Raw genomic sequence first — 15129 nt, forward strand, 5'->3', positions numbered from 1 at the left:
GCAAGCGCGGCTCCCACAGGAATACCACAACCTTCAAGTCTGTGATTATCTTGTGGGCTCCCACAGGACTATCACAACCTTCGGCGCTTGTGATTATCTTGTGGGAGCCGCGCTTGCCGGCGATGGGCTGCACAGCAGCCCCGGTTTCTAGCAGGCTTACGCCAGGCTCTTGCTCACCACTTCATAGACATCGCTGGACAGCTCGCCGGACGCGAGAATCCGCTCCAGCTCGCCTTTCATCAGGCCCTGACGCGCAGCGTCATACTTGCGCCAGCGGGTCAGCGGCGCCAGTTGACGCGAGGCAATCTGCGGGTTCAGCGCATTCAGCTCGATCACCAGGTCGGCCAGGAAGCGATACCCCGAGCCATCCGCCGCATGGAAGTTGACCAGGTTCTGCCCGGCAAACGCACCGACCAGCGCACGCACCTTGTTCGGGTTCTTCAGGGTGAACGCCGGGTGCTGCATCAGCGCCTTGACCCGCGCCAGCCCGCCCGGCAGCGTGCTGGCCGCCTGCACGCTGAACCACTGGTCCATCACCAGCGGGTTGTCCTTGAAGTGCTCGGCAAAGGCTTCCAGCGCCCTGGCCCGCTCGGCTTCGAACGGCGAGTTGACCAGCACCGCCAGCGCGGTAAGGCGCTCGGTCATGTTGTCGCAGTGCTCGAACTGCTCCAGGGTCGCCTCCAGCACCTGCGGCTTGCCGCTCTGCATCAGGTACGACAGCGCGATGTTCTGCAGGCTGCGGCGGGCGAAGTGCTCGGCCGAGGCCACGTAGGCAGTGCCGCGCGACACCTCACGATGGGCCTGGTAGCGCGCCCACAGGGCGTCGAACAACTGTGCGGCGATCTGCTTGCGGGCGAACTCGCGGGCATTGTGGATGGCATCCACGTCGGCCACCTGGCTGATTTCGGTCAGGTAGGCCTCACCCGGCAGCGAGAGCATTTCCGCGACCATGGCCGGGTCCAGCGATTCATTGCCCAGGACAGTGCCCAAGGCCTTGATCAGCCGCTGGTCGAGCTGCAGCGCTTCACCGCGCTGGTGCTGGCCGATCAGTTCCTGCAACACCTGCACCGACAGCTGTTGGCCCGCTTCCCAGCGGTTGAAACCGTCGCTGTCATGCTGCATCAGGAACATCAGCTGATCGCGGTCGTAAGGGAAGCTGAGCTTGACCGGGGCGCTGAAGCCGCGCAGCAGCGACGGCAGCGGCTTGGCCTTGAGGCCATGGAAGGTGAAGGTCTGCTCGGCCTCGGTCACCGACAGCACGCGGCTGCTACCCTGGGCAGCGGTTTCGCCAGCCAGTTGCAGCGGCAGGTCATTGCCTGCGGCATCCAGCAGACCCAGTTCCACGGGAATCACGAACGGCAGCTTCTGCGCCTTGTCCGGAGTCTGCGGGCAGCTCTGGCGGAAGGTCAGGCTGTAGGTCTGCGCGGCGGCATCATAGGCTTCACTGACGTCCAGGCGGGGGGTGCCAGCCTGGCTGTACCAGCGCTTGAACTGGGTGAAGTCGACGCCATTGGCGTCTTCCATGGCCTTGATGAAATCGTCGGTGGTCACCGCCTGGCCATCGTGGCGCTCAAAATACAGGTCGCTGCCCTTGCGGAAGCCATCGGCACCCAGCAGGGTACGTACCATGCGCACCACTTCGGCGCCCTTCTCGTACACGGTCAGGGTGTAGAAGTTGGAGATCTCGATGAAGCTGTCCGGGCGCACCGGGTGGGCCATGGGGCCGGCGTCTTCGGCAAACTGATGGGTGCGCAGGTAGGCCACGTCCTCGATCCGCTTGACCGTGCGCGAGTTCATGTCGGCGCTGAACTCGGCATCGCGGAACACCGTGAAGCCTTCCTTCAGCGACAGCTGGAACCAGTCGCGGCAAGTAACGCGGTTACCCGACCAGTTGTGGAAGTACTCGTGCGCGACCACACCTTCGACGCGCTGGTGCGCGGCATCGGTAGCGGTTTCGGCGCGGGCCAGCACACAGCTGGAGTTGAAGATGTTCAGGCCCTTGTTTTCCATGGCGCCCATGTTGAAGTCATTGACCGCGACGATCATGAAGATGTCCAGGTCGTACTCACGGCCATAGACTTCTTCGTCCCAGCGCATGGACTTCTTAAGGCTGACCATGGCGTGGTCGCACTTGTCGAGGTTCTCGGGCTCGACGTAGATGCGCAGCATCACATCACGGCCTGACTGACGCGTGAAGTTGTCCTCGACGCACCACAGGTCACCGGCCACCAGCGCGAACAGGTAGGCTGGCTTCTTGAACGGGTCTTCCCAGGTTGCCCAGTGGCGGCCATCCTCGGCCGGCCCGCTGCCCGTCGGGTTGCCGTTCGACAGCAGGACCGGGTAGCGATGCTGCTCGGCGATCACCGTGGTGGTGAAGGTGCTCATCACGTCCGGGCGGTCGAGGTAGTAGGTGATCTTGCGGAAGCCCTCGGCCTCACACTGGGTGCAGAACATCTTGCCGGACTTGTACAGGCCTTCCAGCGCGGTATTGCTTTCAGGGTGGATCTTCACACTGGTATCGAGGGTGAAGTTCGCGGCCTTGGGGTGCAGGGTCAGGCTGTCGGCTTCGAGCCGGTAGTCGCCCGGCTGCAGTTCCTGGTCATCCAGAGCCGCGCGCTGCAGCTCCAGCTGCTGGCCATCCAGCACCAGTGGCGGCAGGCCGGCCCCGCGCTCGGGGTTGCGGCGCATGACCAGTTGCGCATGGACCAGGGTGTGGTCCTCGAACAGTTCGAAGGTCAGGTGCGTCTCGTCGATCAGGTACTCGGGCGCCTGGTAGTCCTTGAGGTAGATCACTTGCGGTTGTTCGGTACGCATGTGCAGGTCCTTTTTACTGGAGCACGGCCAACTGGTAGGCCGTGTACTTGCGAATATTGATCACACCGGTATCGAAGATCAGGTACTGGCCCTTGATACCCATCAGCGTACCTTCAACCACTGGGTTCTTGTCCAGGTTGTGGCTGACGATCTTGGTCGGGTAGGCCTCGACCGGGTAGCGCATCTGCACCACTTCGGCGTCGGCCAGCGGCTGGATGGCCTGCAGCCCGAAGCGTCCCTGCAGCTCGCGCAGGCCGTCGGCGCAGGCATCGAAGATCTGGTCGCGGATGGCCGGCAGGTCCAGCACCTCGGCGTCGCTCTTGAGCAGCGTGCGCCAATTGGTGCGGTCTGGCACCTGGCTGCGCAGGATATCCTCGACCAGCCCGGATTGCTGGCGGGTGGCCACGCGCATGATCGGCAGGGCCTGGCTGGCACCCTGGTCGAGCCAGCGGGTGGGCAGCTGGGTGGCGCGGGTGATGCCGACCTTGATGCCCGACGAGTTGGCCAGGTAGACCACGTGATCGGTCATGCAGAACTGTTCGCCCCACGACGGTTCGCGGCAGGTGCCGGCGTCATAGTGGCATTTTTCCGGGGCCATGATGCACACATCGCACTGGGCCAGCTTGGTCATGCACGGGTAGCAGTATCCCTGGCTGAAGCTGGTCTTGGTGCGCTTGCCGCAATGGCTGCAGTGAATGGCGCCGAGGTATTCCAGGCGCAGGCGCTGGCCAATCAGCGGGTTGACCGGCACCTGCGTGTCATCCAGGCGAAAGCTGTACTGCACCACCGGTGCCTGCAGGCTTACCGTCATCTTGCTCAAAGAGCCACGAGCGAGTTCGATCAATGTACCGAGTCCGACTTGAACAGAATATTGGCGATCGGCGCCGACTTGGAGGCGCATTCCTGCGGGCCCATGTAGCCGGTGCGCTGGTCTTCGGGCAGGTTTTTCATCTCCCAGGCAATAACGGCCTGCAGCGACAGTTCTTTCTGCTCGGCGGTGAGCTTGCGGCCATCCGACCATTTACCGATTTCCACGGCCAGTTTCAGGCTCTCGTAGATATCCGGGGTGATGTTTTCGATCATTTGCGCGAAAGTGGACATAGTGTCTCCTGATTCAAGCCGACAGTTTACGCCGGGCCAGCGCCCCGCCCAAGAGCCCGGTCAGGCATCCGATGAGCAACCCGCCGACATGCGCGGCGTTGGCGATCTGGCCCAGGCCCAGGGTGCCGACCACGCCGGTCAGGCACACCACGAGCCAGATCAGCATCATCACCAGCACACCCTTGGGCAGGTTGAAGTAACGGTTGGGGGCAAGCCACTGGTATAGCCAGATGTGCCCGAGCAGGCCGTACAGCACGCCGGACAGGCCACCGAACAGGCTCGGCCCGCTGGTGTAGTGCTGGGCCAGGTTGGACACCAGGCTGAACAGCAGAGTCAGGCCCAGCAGCATCCACGGGCCCTGGCGCAGCTCGATGCGTTTGCCCAGTTCCCAGTACCACAGGCTGTTCATGGCCAGGTGCAGCACGCCGAAGTGCAGCAGCATGGGCGACACCAGGCGCCACCACTGGCCTTGATCCAGGCTTTGTGCCAGCGAGGTGAAGTACAGGTAGTCGCCCTGCACGCGGAAGTCGAGGAAGGTGAACCAGCTGATGGTGGTGAAGTTGTCGCCCAGGCTGGTCAGGCCGGCGACGATGAAGCACAGCAGCAGGGTCAGGGTGGTGATTTTGCAGGCTTTGGCCTGGGCTGCCAGGGAAGGTTGCGTGGGGCCATTAGCGGGTAAACCCGCTCCTGCGGGGTCATCGGTTGCCGGGATATCGGCGTTACCCTCCGGGAAGCGCTGGTAGAGTTCGCGGACGTCTTCGGCCAGGGTATCGGGGGCCCAGAGCACCTGGACCTCGCCCTCTTCACTGACCCGGTGCGGCACCTGCAGGCGCTGCAGCAGGTGGACGAAGCCGCTGAGGTCGACCGACAGCGGCAGGCGCATCACTTCGATAATGTTCATTGGTTGGCCTGTGGGCGGTCGACGTCGACCCAGACGAACTTGTGCGGGTCGATGCGGGTTTCATCATCCAGCCGGTACGCAACCATTTTGCCGTAGAGCACGGCGCTGTAGTCCAGGCAGGCCAGGTTGGGGCGGATGGGCGCGGGATGGCCGCTGCGCCAGTAGTGGCCGACAAACAGCAACGGCTCGTCTTCGCCATAGCGCAGCAGGGCGTTCTTCTGGCTGTGGCTGAGCGGTGCACTGGCCACCGCTTCGGGCAGGGCATCGGGCTGGAACACGATGTCGCCGTAGGTTTGCGGGTCTTCTTCCCAGAACTTGGTGCGGAAAAAGGCGCGGGTCAGGCCATCGCCGCCGGTCAGGGTCAGGCCGTCGGGCAGGCGCATGTCGGTGCCGCGCAGCAGGCGGTTGCACACGGTGGCGGCGAAGCTGTTGCTTACCGCCGAGGCCTGGATGAAATGCTGGTCGATACGCCCATCGGGGTATTGCTGGCGCAGCGGCTCGATCAGCCGTGGGTCCCAGCAGGCATGCACCAGGCGGAAGCGCCCGGCGTCGATGAACAGCGGCAGCTGGTAGAACCAGTTGACGAAGTCGTGCCAGTCGCCCGGGTGTTGGGCGAACTGGGTGAGGGTTTCGTCTATCAGCCGGGCATGGCGTGGCGTATGTTCACGCACGTATTCCTTGCCGCTGCCGGGCAGCGCCGGGGTCACCCAGCCGAGGGCGTTGTATTCGTGGTTGCCCATGATGCAGAACGCCTGCCCCGCCTCGACCATGTCGTGGACGATGTGCAGCGCCTCGCGGATGCGTGGGCCGCGGTCGACGATGTCGCCAAGGAACAGCGCCTGGCGCCTCGGGTGGCGCCATACGCCGGCTACACGCTTGTATCCGAGGGCGTCGAGCAGGCGTTCGAGGGTGAGTGCACAGCCGTGCACGTCACCGATGATGTCGAAACTTCGCGCCGGATCGAGCATCAGTCGTCCCTGCTCCCCAGGCGGCTGCCCCAACCGAGCTTGGTGCGGCAGACCTCGTAGTAATTGTGGTCCAGCGGGTGGATCAGCCGCAGTTTCTGTGGTTTCTTGCTGACCGTGATGGTATCGCCGGGGGCGCAGGTGAAGTGGTTCTGGCCGTCACAGGACACCTGCGGGTAGATCTGCAAGTCCTTGGACACCACGATCTTGAGCTCGCTGTTGCCGTCGACCACGATCGGCCGGCCCGACAAGGTGTGCGGGTACATCGGCACGATGACGATGGCATCGAGCTTGGGGTGCATGATCGGGCCGCCAGCCGACAGCGCATAGGCGGTCGAGCCAGTGGGGGTGGCGACGATCAGGCCGTCGGCCTTCTGGCTGCAGACGAACTGGCCGTCGATATAGATCTCGAACTCGATCATGCGTGTGGACTTGCCCGGGTGCAGCACCACATCGTTCAGCGCATCGCCCTGGCCGATGGCTTCGTGATGGCGACGCACCTCGGCCTGCAGCAGGAAGCGGTTTTCCACCAGGTAGTGGCCGTCGAGCACTTCGGCGACCTTTTCTTCCAGTTCGTCGGGGCGGATGTCGGTAAGGAAGCCCAGGTTGCCACGGTTGATACCCAGCACCGGAATGTTGTGCCGGGCCAGGGCGCGCGCAGCGCCCAGCAGGCTGCCGTCGCCGCCGACGACGATGACCAGGTCGCAGACTTCACCCAGCAGCTTGCGGGTGGAGGTTTGCAGGCCGTGACCGGGCAGCACTTCGGCGATGGTGTCCTCGAGGATCACGTGCAAGTGGCGGTCGAGGAGGAATTTTTTCAGTCGGCGAATGGTGTCGAGCACCTGCGAGCTGCCAAGGCGACCGATGATACCGATATTGCGAAATTGCTCCATGGGGCTCCTGCGAGGCTCTGCGGCGGGTGACGATGCGCCGATTATGGGCGAAACCACCGGGCAGCGGCAAACCGGCTATGCTCGCAGCATGACGCCATTCGCCCAGCTCGACGACCTGCCCCGGCAACTGCAGCGCCCCGCCGTGCGCGACCTGGCCTGGGCGCTGCTGTCGCCGCCCTTGCTCAGTGCCCCGCCCTGCCCCCAGCGCCACCCATTGGCAGGCAGCCTTTGGGCGGATCAACCGCGCCAGCTTGAAGACTGGCTGCGAGCGCTGGATGCCGACGATCGCCCTTTGCAGGACTGGCTGGCGAAATTGGGTAGCGGGCGCCTGGGGCACTATTACGAACGGCTGTGGCAGTTTGCCCTGGGCCAGGCGCCGGGCATCGAACTGCTGGCGGCCAACCTGGCGATCCGCGACGGCGGGCACACCCTGGGTGAGCTGGACGTGGTGCTGCGCGACCGCGACGGGGTGCACCATCTGGAACTGGCCATCAAGCTGTATCTGGGGCCGGAAGGCTCCGGACACGACCCCTGCACCTGGCTGGGGCCGGGCTGCCATGACCGGCTGGGGATCAAGCTTGGGCACCTGGCGAAGCACCAGTTGCCGATGTCGGCGGGGGCACACAGCCGCGTTCTGCTGGCCCGGCTTGGGGTTGGCCAGGTGCAGGCACATGCATGGCTGGGCGGCTACCTGTTTTATCCATGGGCCGGACATGCCGAGCCGCCGGCGGGTGCCAACCCGCAGCATCTGCGCGGGCGTTGGCTGCGGCGGCGGGACTGGGTCATGGCTGAGGGTGAGCGCTGGCAGCCACTGCAAAGGCATGCCTGGCTGGCGCCGGCGCGGGTAGAAGCGGGTGAGTGCTGGCAGGCAGAACAGTTTGCGGCCTGGCTGCATGTGTTGGCACGGCAGGCGCCGGCGCAGTTGCTGGTGCGGCTGAAGCCGGATCCCGACGGTACCTGGCAGGAGGCAGAGCGGGTGTTTCTGGTGGCTGACAGCTGGCCATTTTTGCCCGAGGCATGATGTTGCCTGTACCGGCCCTATCGCCGGCAAGCCAGCTCCCACAGGTACTGCGCAGGCCTCGGGCTCAACGCCGTACCTGTGGGAGCTGGCTTGCCGGCGATGGGGCCAGCACAGACAACACAGTTTTCACAGACCCAGCGCAATGATCTGTTCCCGGTAACCCTTAAAGTGGTACCTGAGCGCCAACAAGAGCGCCATCCCGACCTGATGACGAGGAACGACCATGGTTTCATCCACCCCCGCGACCCATTACGCGCGCCTGTCGATTGCCCTGCACTGGCTGATGCTGGTGCTGCTGGCAGCCGTCTACGCCTGCATCGAACTGCGCGGCCTGTTCCCCAAGGACAGCGCTGAACGCAACCTGATGAAAGACCTGCATTTCATGCTCGGGCTCAGCGTGTTCGTGCTGGTCTGGCTACGCCTGGCCGTGCGCCTCAGCCGCCCGACCCCGCCGATCCTGCCCAAGCCACCGGCCTGGCAGACCGGCCTGGCGCACCTGATGCATCTGGCGCTGTACCTGATGATGATCGGCTTGCCGCTGGCCGGCTGGCTGATCCTCAGCGCCGCCGACAAGCCGGTGCCGTTCTACGGCCTGGAGCTGCCGCACCTGATCGGCGCGGACCCGGACCTGGCCAAGTTCATCAAAGGCTGGCATGAAGGTATCGGCAGTTGGGGCTACTGGCTGATCGGCCTGCATGCACTGGCAGGGCTGTATCACCACTATGTGCAGCGCGACAACACGCTGCTGCGCATGCTGCCTTACAAGTAGCCGCGCCGACCCTGCAGGCCACCGGTATGCACGAAGATCAGGCGAGTGCCGGGCGCGAACAGCCCGGCCTCGACCTGTTCGCGCAGCGCCATCAGCGCCTTGCCAGTGTAGAGTGCTTCGAGAGATACGCCGGTGTGCTGCTCGCAGTGGGCGACGAAGGCTAGCAGCTCATCGTCGAACGTGCCGAAGCCACCCCGGCAAGCATCGTGCAGCTGGTAGCCTTGTCCGCCTGCCAGTGCCGCCACCGTTTCCGCCACGCCATGATCCCTGGGTACGGCCAATGCGCCATGCACGGTGTGCGCACCCGCCTCGGCCATTACCAGCCCGGCCAAGGTGGTACCTGTACCGGCAGCCAGCCACCAGCTGTCATAGTCCGACCAGCCCAATGTCGCGATTTGTGAGCGCGCCTGCTGCAGGATCAGTGCACAGCCTTGGGCACCGGCCAGCCCGCCGCCGCCTTCGGGGATGCAATGCCAACCGGGGTAGTGTGCCTGCCAGGGCTCCCAGAACCCTGGTTCGTTGCGTGCGCGATAGCCGCCATAGCCAAGCCAGTGCAGCTCCATGCCCAGCGCCTGCAGGTCGCGCACCGTGGGCGTGTCCTGGGCGTGGCCCCGCAGCAGGCCGGCGGTGGCAAAGCCGAAGCGCTTGCCGGCGGCGGCAAGCGCGTGCAGGTGGTTGGAATGGTTGCCGCCGAGGCTGATCAAGCCCGGGGCTTTGCTGTTGCCAGCTTGCAGCAGATGATGGCGAAGTTTGAACCACTTGTTGCCGCTGATCAGCGGGTCGATCAGGTCCAGGCGGAGGATCGCGGCTTCAACCCCGCCGTGTTGCAGCCAATGCAGGCTCAGGGGTTGCAGGGGGGCTGGGGGAAGCTCGAGTGCATGCATGCATCGCAGTTTACAGGGAAATCGGGTCGCTTTGCGCCCATCGCCGACAGGCCAGTTCCCACAGGCCTGAAAAGCTACGCGGCACCTGTGGGAGCTGGCTTGCCGGCGATGGGCCGCATAGCGGCCCCGGCATCCTCAAAGCTCAGCCGCCAGTCTCGACCCTTGATTGATCGCCCGCTTGGCATCCAGTTCGGCCGCCACATCAGCCCCGCCTATCAAGTGCACCGACTGCCCCTGCGCCACCAGCCCTTCCTGCAGTTCGCGCAAGGGATCCTGCCCGGCGCAGATCACCACGTTGTCCACCGGCAGCACCTGCGGCTCGCCGTCCGCCACGCGAATATGCAAGCCGGCGTCGTCAATACCCAGGTATTCGACACTGCTCAGCATCTGCACCCGCTTGTTCTTCAGCCCGGTCCGGTGAATCCAGCCGGTGGTCTTGCCCAGGCCATCACCCACCTTGGATTTCTTGCGCTGCAGCAGGAATACCTGACGCGCCGGGGCATGCGGCTCGGCCTTGATCCCGGCCACACCACCGCGCGCTTCAAGATGGCGATCGATGCCCCACTCCTTCCAGAACGCATCACGGTCCTGGCTGGTGGCCACGCCCTGGTGTACCAGGTACTCGGAAACGTCAAAACCGATGCCGCCCGCACCAATCACCGCAACCGCCTTGCCCACCGGCTTGCGCTCGAGAAGCACATCCAGGTAGCTCAGCACCTTGGCATGCTCGACCCCGGGAATGGCCGGGGTGCGTGGGGCGATACCGGTGGCCAGGATGATCTCGTCAAAGCCACCGTCTACCAGCGCCTGGACGTCGACACGGGTATTCAGGCGCAGGTTCACGCCCGTGCTGGCCACCTTGTTGCGGAAGTAACGCAGCGTTTCATTGAATTCCTCCTTGCCCGGCACGCGCTTGGCCACGTTGAACTGCCCGCCGATTTCGCTGGCGGCGTCAAACAGGGTCACCGTGTGGCCACGCTCGGCCGCCACCGTGGCCGCAGCCAGGCCGGCCGGGCCTGCGCCGACCACGGCAATACGCTTCACCTGCCGCACAGGCAGGTAGTTGAGTTCGGTTTCATGGCAGGCACGCGGGTTGACCAGGCAGCTGGTCAGCTTGCCGCCGAAGGTGTGATCCAGACAGGCCTGGTTGCAGCCGATGCAGGTGTTGATGTCATCAGCCCGGCCGGCGGCCGCCTTGTTGACGAAATCCGGGTCGGCCAGGAACGGCCGAGCCATCGAAACCATGTCCGCATCACCCTCGGCCAGCACCGCCTCGGCCACCTCGGGGGTGTTGATGCGGTTGGTAGTGATCAACGGAATGCTCACCACGCCGCGCAGCTTGGCGGTAACTTTGCTGAACGCCGCGCGCGGCACCTTGGTGGCGATGGTCGGGATACGCGCTTCGTGCCAGCCGATGCCGGTGTTGATCAGGGTCGCGCCAGCCTGCTCGATGGCCTTGGCCAGCAGCTCGATCTCGTCCCAGGTGCTGCCCCCCTCCACCAGGTCGAGCATCGACAGGCGGAAGATGATGATGAAATTCGGCCCCACCGCGCCACGCACCCGGCTGACGATCTCCACCGCCAGGCGCATGCGGTTCGCATAACTGCCGCCCCAGCGATCGGTACGGTGATTGGTATGGGCAGCGAGGAACTGGTTGATGAAGTAGCCTTCCGAACCCATGATCTCGACGCCGTCATACCCCGCGCGCTGGGCCAGCACCGCGCAATTGACGAAGTCGGCGATCTGCTTCTCGATGCCCGCTTCGTCCAGCTCCTTGGGCTTGAACGGGTTGATCGGTGCCTGGAGCGCACTGGGCGCCACTTGGCGCGGGCTGTAGGCATACCGCCCGGCATGCAGGATCTGCAGGCAGATCTTGCCATCGGCAGCATGTACCGCCTCGGTGACAATGCGGTGCTTGTCGGCCTCTTCTTCGGTGCTGAGCTTGGCCGCACCGGAGTACACCCCACCCTCATCGTTGGGCGCGATACCACCGGTCACCATCAGGCCGACGCCACCACGGGCGCGCTCGGCAAAATACGCCGCCATGCGCTCGAAACCACCGGGGCGTTCTTCCAGGCCGGTATGCATCGAGCCCATGAGCGTACGGTTACGCAAGGTGGTGAAGCCCAGGTCCAGCGGTGCGAGCAGGTGCGGGTAGCGGTCGGCGGCCATGGAAAGGTCCCCAGGTGGCGTGATCACGGAATGCGGGTGCCTCACCGGGCCCCGTCGATTGTCTGTCAGCGACATTAAACAGCCGTTTGAATCTGCTCAATGATCTTAACTCACAAGTTCATGACCCTATCGAACAGCTGGTCGCGCAATTGTGCCGGTGGGGTATCCTTGGTGGCGTCGATAGCAGGTTATGAACAAATGACCTTCCGCTGGCAGACGGTTTGCTCGTACCCTTGTCACGGTTTCAACTGAAATAGACACGGTTCAATGCGAAAACTCCTGGCAAGCGCCTTGGCGCTGGTGATGATCGCCGCCCTTTGCGGCTACGGCTTCTGGACCCAGCAGCGCCCGGAAGGCCACTACCTGTCCGACCTGCGCATCGAGCTGGCACTCAACCATGGGGTGCCAGGTGAGCGCGGCAACCTGCTGGGCGTCGAGCCACTGCTCTACCCCAGTGATTACCAGAACCTGCAGCGCCTGCACCGCAAGCTGGCCGCTTACCTGGAGCAGGCGCGTGCCCACGGGCTGGTCAGCCCACGCACAGTGGTGGTGCTGCCGGAGCACATCGGCACCTGGCTGTGGGCGCGCGGTGAGAAAAACGAGCTTTACCAGGTGACACAAAGCCGCGAGGCCCTGCAATGGCTGGAGCTGAGCAACCCGCTGCGCTACGGCCTGGCCATGCTCGGCAGCGACGGCGACGACTGGCGCGCCGATGCGCACCTGCGCATGAAGGCCGAACAGATGGCGGCGGACTACCAGCAACTGTTCGGCGGCCTGGCCAAGGAGTTCGGCGTTACCTTGGTAGCCGGCTCCATCGTGCTGCCTGCGCCCTATGTGAAACACGGCGTACTGCATGCCGGCCGTGGCCCGCTGTTCAACAGCAGCGTGGTGTTTGCCGGTGACGGCTCGCTGCTGGGAGAGCCCCAGCGCCAGCAGTTCCCCGACAGCGAAATGCGCCGCTACGTCCACGATGGCCGCCAGCACCCGTTGCAGGTCGTGCAAACCCCTGCCGGGCGCCTGGGCGTGCTGGTGGGCAGCGACAGCTGGTACCCGCAGAACCACCAACAGCTGGCACAGCAGTCGGTACAGCTGATTGCCAACCCGGTGTTCCTGTCCGGCAAGGGCAGCTGGGACGCGCCGTGGCGTGGCAATCGTCATCAGCAGGCCAGCAACGGGCTTGCCTTGCAGCGCGGTGAAGTCAGCGAGCGCACCGCCTGGCAACGTCTGACCGAGGCAGCCGGAGCCAGCGTCAGCAGCATCAGCGTGTTCATGCGGGGGCAGTTCTGGGAGCAGGCCGGTGATGGCCAGGGCTTTGCACGCCAGTCGGGTGAGTTGCTGGCGGGTACGCCAAGCCCCGGCGCCCGCCTGCTGAACCTGTGGTTGTAGGCCCATGCCCCGCCCCCGCGTGCGCCTGGGCGACCTGTCGGTCGGCTTTGTCCAGCCGCTGAGCGAAGCCCTGCTCCAGCTGGGCCATGACCCCGAGCCGCTGCTGCGCCGCTATGGCCTGGACGCGGCACGTCTGGGTACAGCGGGCGCGCGCTTGTCGATCCCCCGCTACATGCACCTGGGCCACGCCGCCATCGAACTGTGCGGGGAGCCTGCGCTGGGCCTGTACATGGGGCGCCTGAGCCGCCTGGCGCATGCCGGCCTGGCCGGGGTCACTGCGGCCCAGGCGCCCACCCTGGGCGAGGCGGCGCGTACCCTGCTGCGCTTCGAGCCGCTGTATGCGGCCAACTACCGTGGGCACTCCAGCTTCCATGAAGATGCCCACGGTGCCTGGCTGCGCTTCTACTCCATCAGTCCTTACAACGCCTACAACCGCTTTGTGGTCGACTCGCTGCTGGCTGGCTGGCTGGCACAACTTGCGGACCTGGCCGGTACGCCGGTGCACGCCGAACGCCTGGAAATAGAATTCGCCGCGCCCGCCTATGTTGCCAGTTACCAGCCCCTGTGCAGCTCACCCGTGCAGTTCAATGCCGACGGCAACCAGCTACGCCTGAGCCAGGCTACGCTGCAGCTGGCCAACCCACGGCATTGCCCGAGCACCTGGCAGCACCTGCTTCAACTTTGCGAGGGCGAGTTGCAGCAGCGCACACGGGTGCGCAGCCTGGGTGAGCGCATCACGCACCTGCTGGGCCCGCTGCTGCATGGTGGCCGTGAACCGGACCTGGAAGAAGTGGCGCTGCACCTGCAACTGCCGACCTGGACGCTACGCCGCAGGCTGGCCGAGGAAGGCACGCGGTTTCGCGACTTGCTCAGCGAGACACGGCGCGACCTCGCCGAAACCTACATCCGCGATACGGAGCTGGCCTTCGGCGAAATTGCCTATCTGTTGGGGTTTGCGTCGGCCGAGGCGTTCCAGCGCGCGTTCAAGCGCTGGACGGGCCTTACGCCGGGGGAGTTCCGCCGCAGCCAGCGGCGGGCGGGCTAAAGCTCGGTGGCGTCGTCAGCCGGTTCCGGGGTGTCCAGTTCGTAAGCCTGGGTTTCGAGTAGTTCTTCCTGGTATTCATCCATGGCCCTGCGTCCTCTTGCTCATTTATCTTGGTCGGTATCGCCTTCAACCTAAGCAGGTAGGGTGAAGAAATGATGACAAGCTTATGAGTGGTAAACGTAGCAGGTGTTCCGGAAGTTATCGCCGCGCGTCTGTTACAGAAGTTGTGTACGTTCCGCACCGGTCGATCAAAGAGAGGGGGAAGCGGCTTCGGCAGGCTGCGCGTCTTGCTGTACCTGAATCGGCGCCGCATCCGCGGGCGGCGCCACAGGCTGCGAGCCTTGGCTGTCATCCACTACTGGCGCCGCTACCGCCTCAGTGGCCGGTGCAGCAGCCTCAGGCACCGGTGCCGCTTCAGGGGCTGGGGCTGGGGCTGGAGCCGGAGCTGGAGCTGGAGCTGGAGCCGCAACAGCCTGCTCGGGCAGGCCGAGGGTCACGGTCGGCTTTTCGGCCTTGGGCGCCTCGGCCTTGGGCTTGTCCACTTTCTTCGGCTTGGGCAGGTAGCTCTCCACCAAAGCGAAATAGCGGTCATAGAACTGCGCCGCCGTCACCGTCTCGCTGGCCACCTTGACCATCGAGTCGTCACTGGAGCCGATCGGCATCGACACCGAACCGAGCACCCCCACACCCAGGCTGGCAGAGGTGTTGGACTTTTTCAGCGCGTAGCGATCCTGCAGGGCGTTGGCGAACATGGTCGAGCGCTGCTCGTCACTCGCGTCCGGTGCGCAGGTGACGTTGAAGCTGATCTGCAGGTGATTGTCGCTGTTCTGCTGAAAGCTCTTGTTACCCACCACCTGGTTGGCGCCGCTGTTGGTGATGATGTAGCCCTGGCTGAGCAAGGCACGCCGGGCGGCCTCGCAAGAGCCGGCGTCGCTCACCGGAAAGCTGCGCGAGTAGGTGCCCGAGTCATCGAAGTTCTCGTGCTCGTAGACGGCGGCCTTTTTCGAAGAGCAACCGCTCACCCCCGCCAGCACCAGGGCCAGCCCGAGCGCACCAAAGACGGAAGATCTGGTCATTGCGAATTCCGGGTATGTCGAGAAGGTGCCTATTGTGCAACACAGCAGGCAGGCACAGGAACCGCTGGTCGGTGAAGAACCTGTCAGGTTGGTGTAAATCCG

General features: G+C 64.6%; 13 protein-coding genes. 4 read left to right on the forward strand and 9 right to left on the reverse strand.

The window, feature by feature from the left end:
- Positions 1 to 156: 156 nt before the first annotated feature.
- Genes pepN through AC5O5R_RS19590 form a run of 6 tightly spaced genes read right to left on the reverse strand, consistent with a single transcriptional unit; the run spans position 157 to position 6674 of the window.
- Positions 157 to 2814, reverse strand: coding sequence for an aminopeptidase N (pepN, locus tag AC5O5R_RS19565; protein WP_172218565.1), 2658 nt, complete (start codon positions 2812 to 2814; stop codon positions 157 to 159).
- Positions 2815 to 2827: 13 nt separating this feature from the next.
- Positions 2828 to 3658 carry a DUF2797 domain-containing protein gene (locus AC5O5R_RS19570; RefSeq protein WP_172218567.1) on the reverse strand — a complete coding sequence of 277 codons (831 nt, stop codon included), beginning with the start codon at positions 3656 to 3658 and terminating at the stop codon, positions 2828 to 2830.
- Positions 3655 to 3915, reverse strand: coding sequence for a YeaC family protein (locus tag AC5O5R_RS19575; protein ID WP_172218569.1), 261 nt, complete (start codon positions 3913 to 3915; stop codon positions 3655 to 3657). The genes AC5O5R_RS19570 and AC5O5R_RS19575 overlap by 4 nt, the downstream gene beginning before the upstream one ends.
- A gap of 13 nt (positions 3916 to 3928) precedes the next feature.
- Complete coding sequence (locus tag AC5O5R_RS19580) at positions 3929 to 4816, reverse strand: rhomboid family intramembrane serine protease (protein WP_172218571.1); 888 nt, start codon at positions 4814 to 4816, stop codon at positions 3929 to 3931.
- Positions 4813 to 5784 carry a metallophosphoesterase gene (locus tag AC5O5R_RS19585; RefSeq protein ID WP_172218573.1) on the reverse strand — a complete coding sequence of 324 codons (972 nt, stop codon included), beginning with the start codon at positions 5782 to 5784 and terminating at the stop codon, positions 4813 to 4815. Before AC5O5R_RS19585 ends, AC5O5R_RS19580 begins: the two co-directional genes overlap by 4 nt.
- Positions 5784 to 6674, reverse strand: a complete 891-nt coding sequence (locus AC5O5R_RS19590) for an NAD(+) kinase (RefSeq protein ID WP_016485536.1) — start codon at positions 6672 to 6674, stop codon at positions 5784 to 5786. The genes AC5O5R_RS19585 and AC5O5R_RS19590 overlap by 1 nt, the downstream gene beginning before the upstream one ends.
- Here AC5O5R_RS19590 and AC5O5R_RS19595 point away from each other — a divergent pair.
- Together AC5O5R_RS19595 and AC5O5R_RS19600 are read left to right on the forward strand one after the other, a co-directional pair.
- Positions 6673 to 7695 (forward strand): DUF1853 family protein, encoded by a 1023-nt coding sequence (locus AC5O5R_RS19595; protein WP_172218574.1) that lies wholly within the window; start codon positions 6673 to 6675, stop codon positions 7693 to 7695. The genes AC5O5R_RS19590 and AC5O5R_RS19595 overlap by 2 nt on opposite strands.
- A 223-nt stretch (positions 7696 to 7918) precedes the next feature.
- On the forward strand, positions 7919 to 8464 hold the full coding sequence (locus AC5O5R_RS19600) for a cytochrome b (RefSeq protein ID WP_494514651.1): 546 nt from the start codon (positions 7919 to 7921) through the stop codon (positions 8462 to 8464).
- Here AC5O5R_RS19600 and AC5O5R_RS19605 read toward each other — a convergent pair.
- Together AC5O5R_RS19605 and AC5O5R_RS19610 are read right to left on the reverse strand one after the other, a co-directional pair.
- Positions 8455 to 9348 (reverse strand): 1-aminocyclopropane-1-carboxylate deaminase/D-cysteine desulfhydrase, encoded by an 894-nt coding sequence (locus tag AC5O5R_RS19605; protein WP_494514652.1) that lies wholly within the window; start codon positions 9346 to 9348, stop codon positions 8455 to 8457. The genes AC5O5R_RS19600 and AC5O5R_RS19605 overlap by 10 nt on opposite strands.
- Before the next feature lie 135 nt (positions 9349 to 9483).
- Positions 9484 to 11520: an NADPH-dependent 2,4-dienoyl-CoA reductase gene (locus AC5O5R_RS19610; RefSeq protein ID WP_172286664.1), complete on the reverse strand. Its 2037-nt coding sequence runs from the start codon at positions 11518 to 11520 to the stop codon at positions 9484 to 9486.
- Between the two features lie 267 nt (positions 11521 to 11787).
- Between AC5O5R_RS19610 and AC5O5R_RS19615 the strand changes: the two genes are divergently transcribed.
- Together AC5O5R_RS19615 and AC5O5R_RS19620 are read left to right on the forward strand one after the other, a co-directional pair.
- The gene (locus AC5O5R_RS19615) at positions 11788 to 12906 is read left to right on the forward strand and encodes a nitrilase-related carbon-nitrogen hydrolase (protein WP_494514653.1); all 1119 of its coding nucleotides are present in this window, start codon (positions 11788 to 11790) and stop codon (positions 12904 to 12906) included.
- Between the two features lie 4 nt (positions 12907 to 12910).
- Positions 12911 to 13951 carry an AraC family transcriptional regulator gene (locus AC5O5R_RS19620; RefSeq protein ID WP_172218578.1) on the forward strand — a complete coding sequence of 347 codons (1041 nt, stop codon included), beginning with the start codon at positions 12911 to 12913 and terminating at the stop codon, positions 13949 to 13951.
- A gap of 248 nt (positions 13952 to 14199) precedes the next feature.
- On the opposite strand, the gene AC5O5R_RS19625 is transcribed toward AC5O5R_RS19620, so the two are convergent.
- Positions 14200 to 15027, reverse strand: coding sequence for a DUF2242 domain-containing protein (locus AC5O5R_RS19625; RefSeq protein ID WP_494514654.1), 828 nt, complete (start codon positions 15025 to 15027; stop codon positions 14200 to 14202).
- Positions 15028 to 15129: the final 102 nt, after the last annotated feature.

This window comes from Pseudomonas sp. 8_5_2, assembly GCF_059295255.1.

Coding starts and splice junctions, on each gene's coding strand:
- AC5O5R_RS19590 (WP_016485536.1), bottom strand. CDS start 6,674: ATGGAGCAATTTCGCAATATCGGTATCATCGGTCGCCTTGGCAGCTCG.
- AC5O5R_RS19610 (WP_172286664.1), bottom strand. CDS start 11,520: ATGGCCGCCGACCGCTACCCGCACCTGCTCGCACCGCTGGACCTGGGC.
- pepN (WP_172218565.1), bottom strand. CDS start 2,814: ATGCGTACCGAACAACCGCAAGTGATCTACCTCAAGGACTACCAGGCG.
- AC5O5R_RS19625 (WP_494514654.1), bottom strand. CDS start 15,027: ATGACCAGATCTTCCGTCTTTGGTGCGCTCGGGCTGGCCCTGGTGCTG.
- AC5O5R_RS19600 (WP_494514651.1), top strand. CDS start 7,919: ATGGTTTCATCCACCCCCGCGACCCATTACGCGCGCCTGTCGATTGCC.
- AC5O5R_RS19580 (WP_172218571.1), bottom strand. CDS start 4,816: ATGAACATTATCGAAGTGATGCGCCTGCCGCTGTCGGTCGACCTCAGC.
- AC5O5R_RS19575 (WP_172218569.1), bottom strand. CDS start 3,915: ATGTCCACTTTCGCGCAAATGATCGAAAACATCACCCCGGATATCTAC.
- AC5O5R_RS19620 (WP_172218578.1), top strand. CDS start 12,911: ATGCCCCGCCCCCGCGTGCGCCTGGGCGACCTGTCGGTCGGCTTTGTC.
- AC5O5R_RS19605 (WP_494514652.1), bottom strand. CDS start 9,348: ATGCATGCACTCGAGCTTCCCCCAGCCCCCCTGCAACCCCTGAGCCTG.
- AC5O5R_RS19595 (WP_172218574.1), top strand. CDS start 6,673: ATGGGGCTCCTGCGAGGCTCTGCGGCGGGTGACGATGCGCCGATTATG.
- AC5O5R_RS19585 (WP_172218573.1), bottom strand. CDS start 5,784: ATGCTCGATCCGGCGCGAAGTTTCGACATCATCGGTGACGTGCACGGC.
- AC5O5R_RS19615 (WP_494514653.1), top strand. CDS start 11,788: ATGCGAAAACTCCTGGCAAGCGCCTTGGCGCTGGTGATGATCGCCGCC.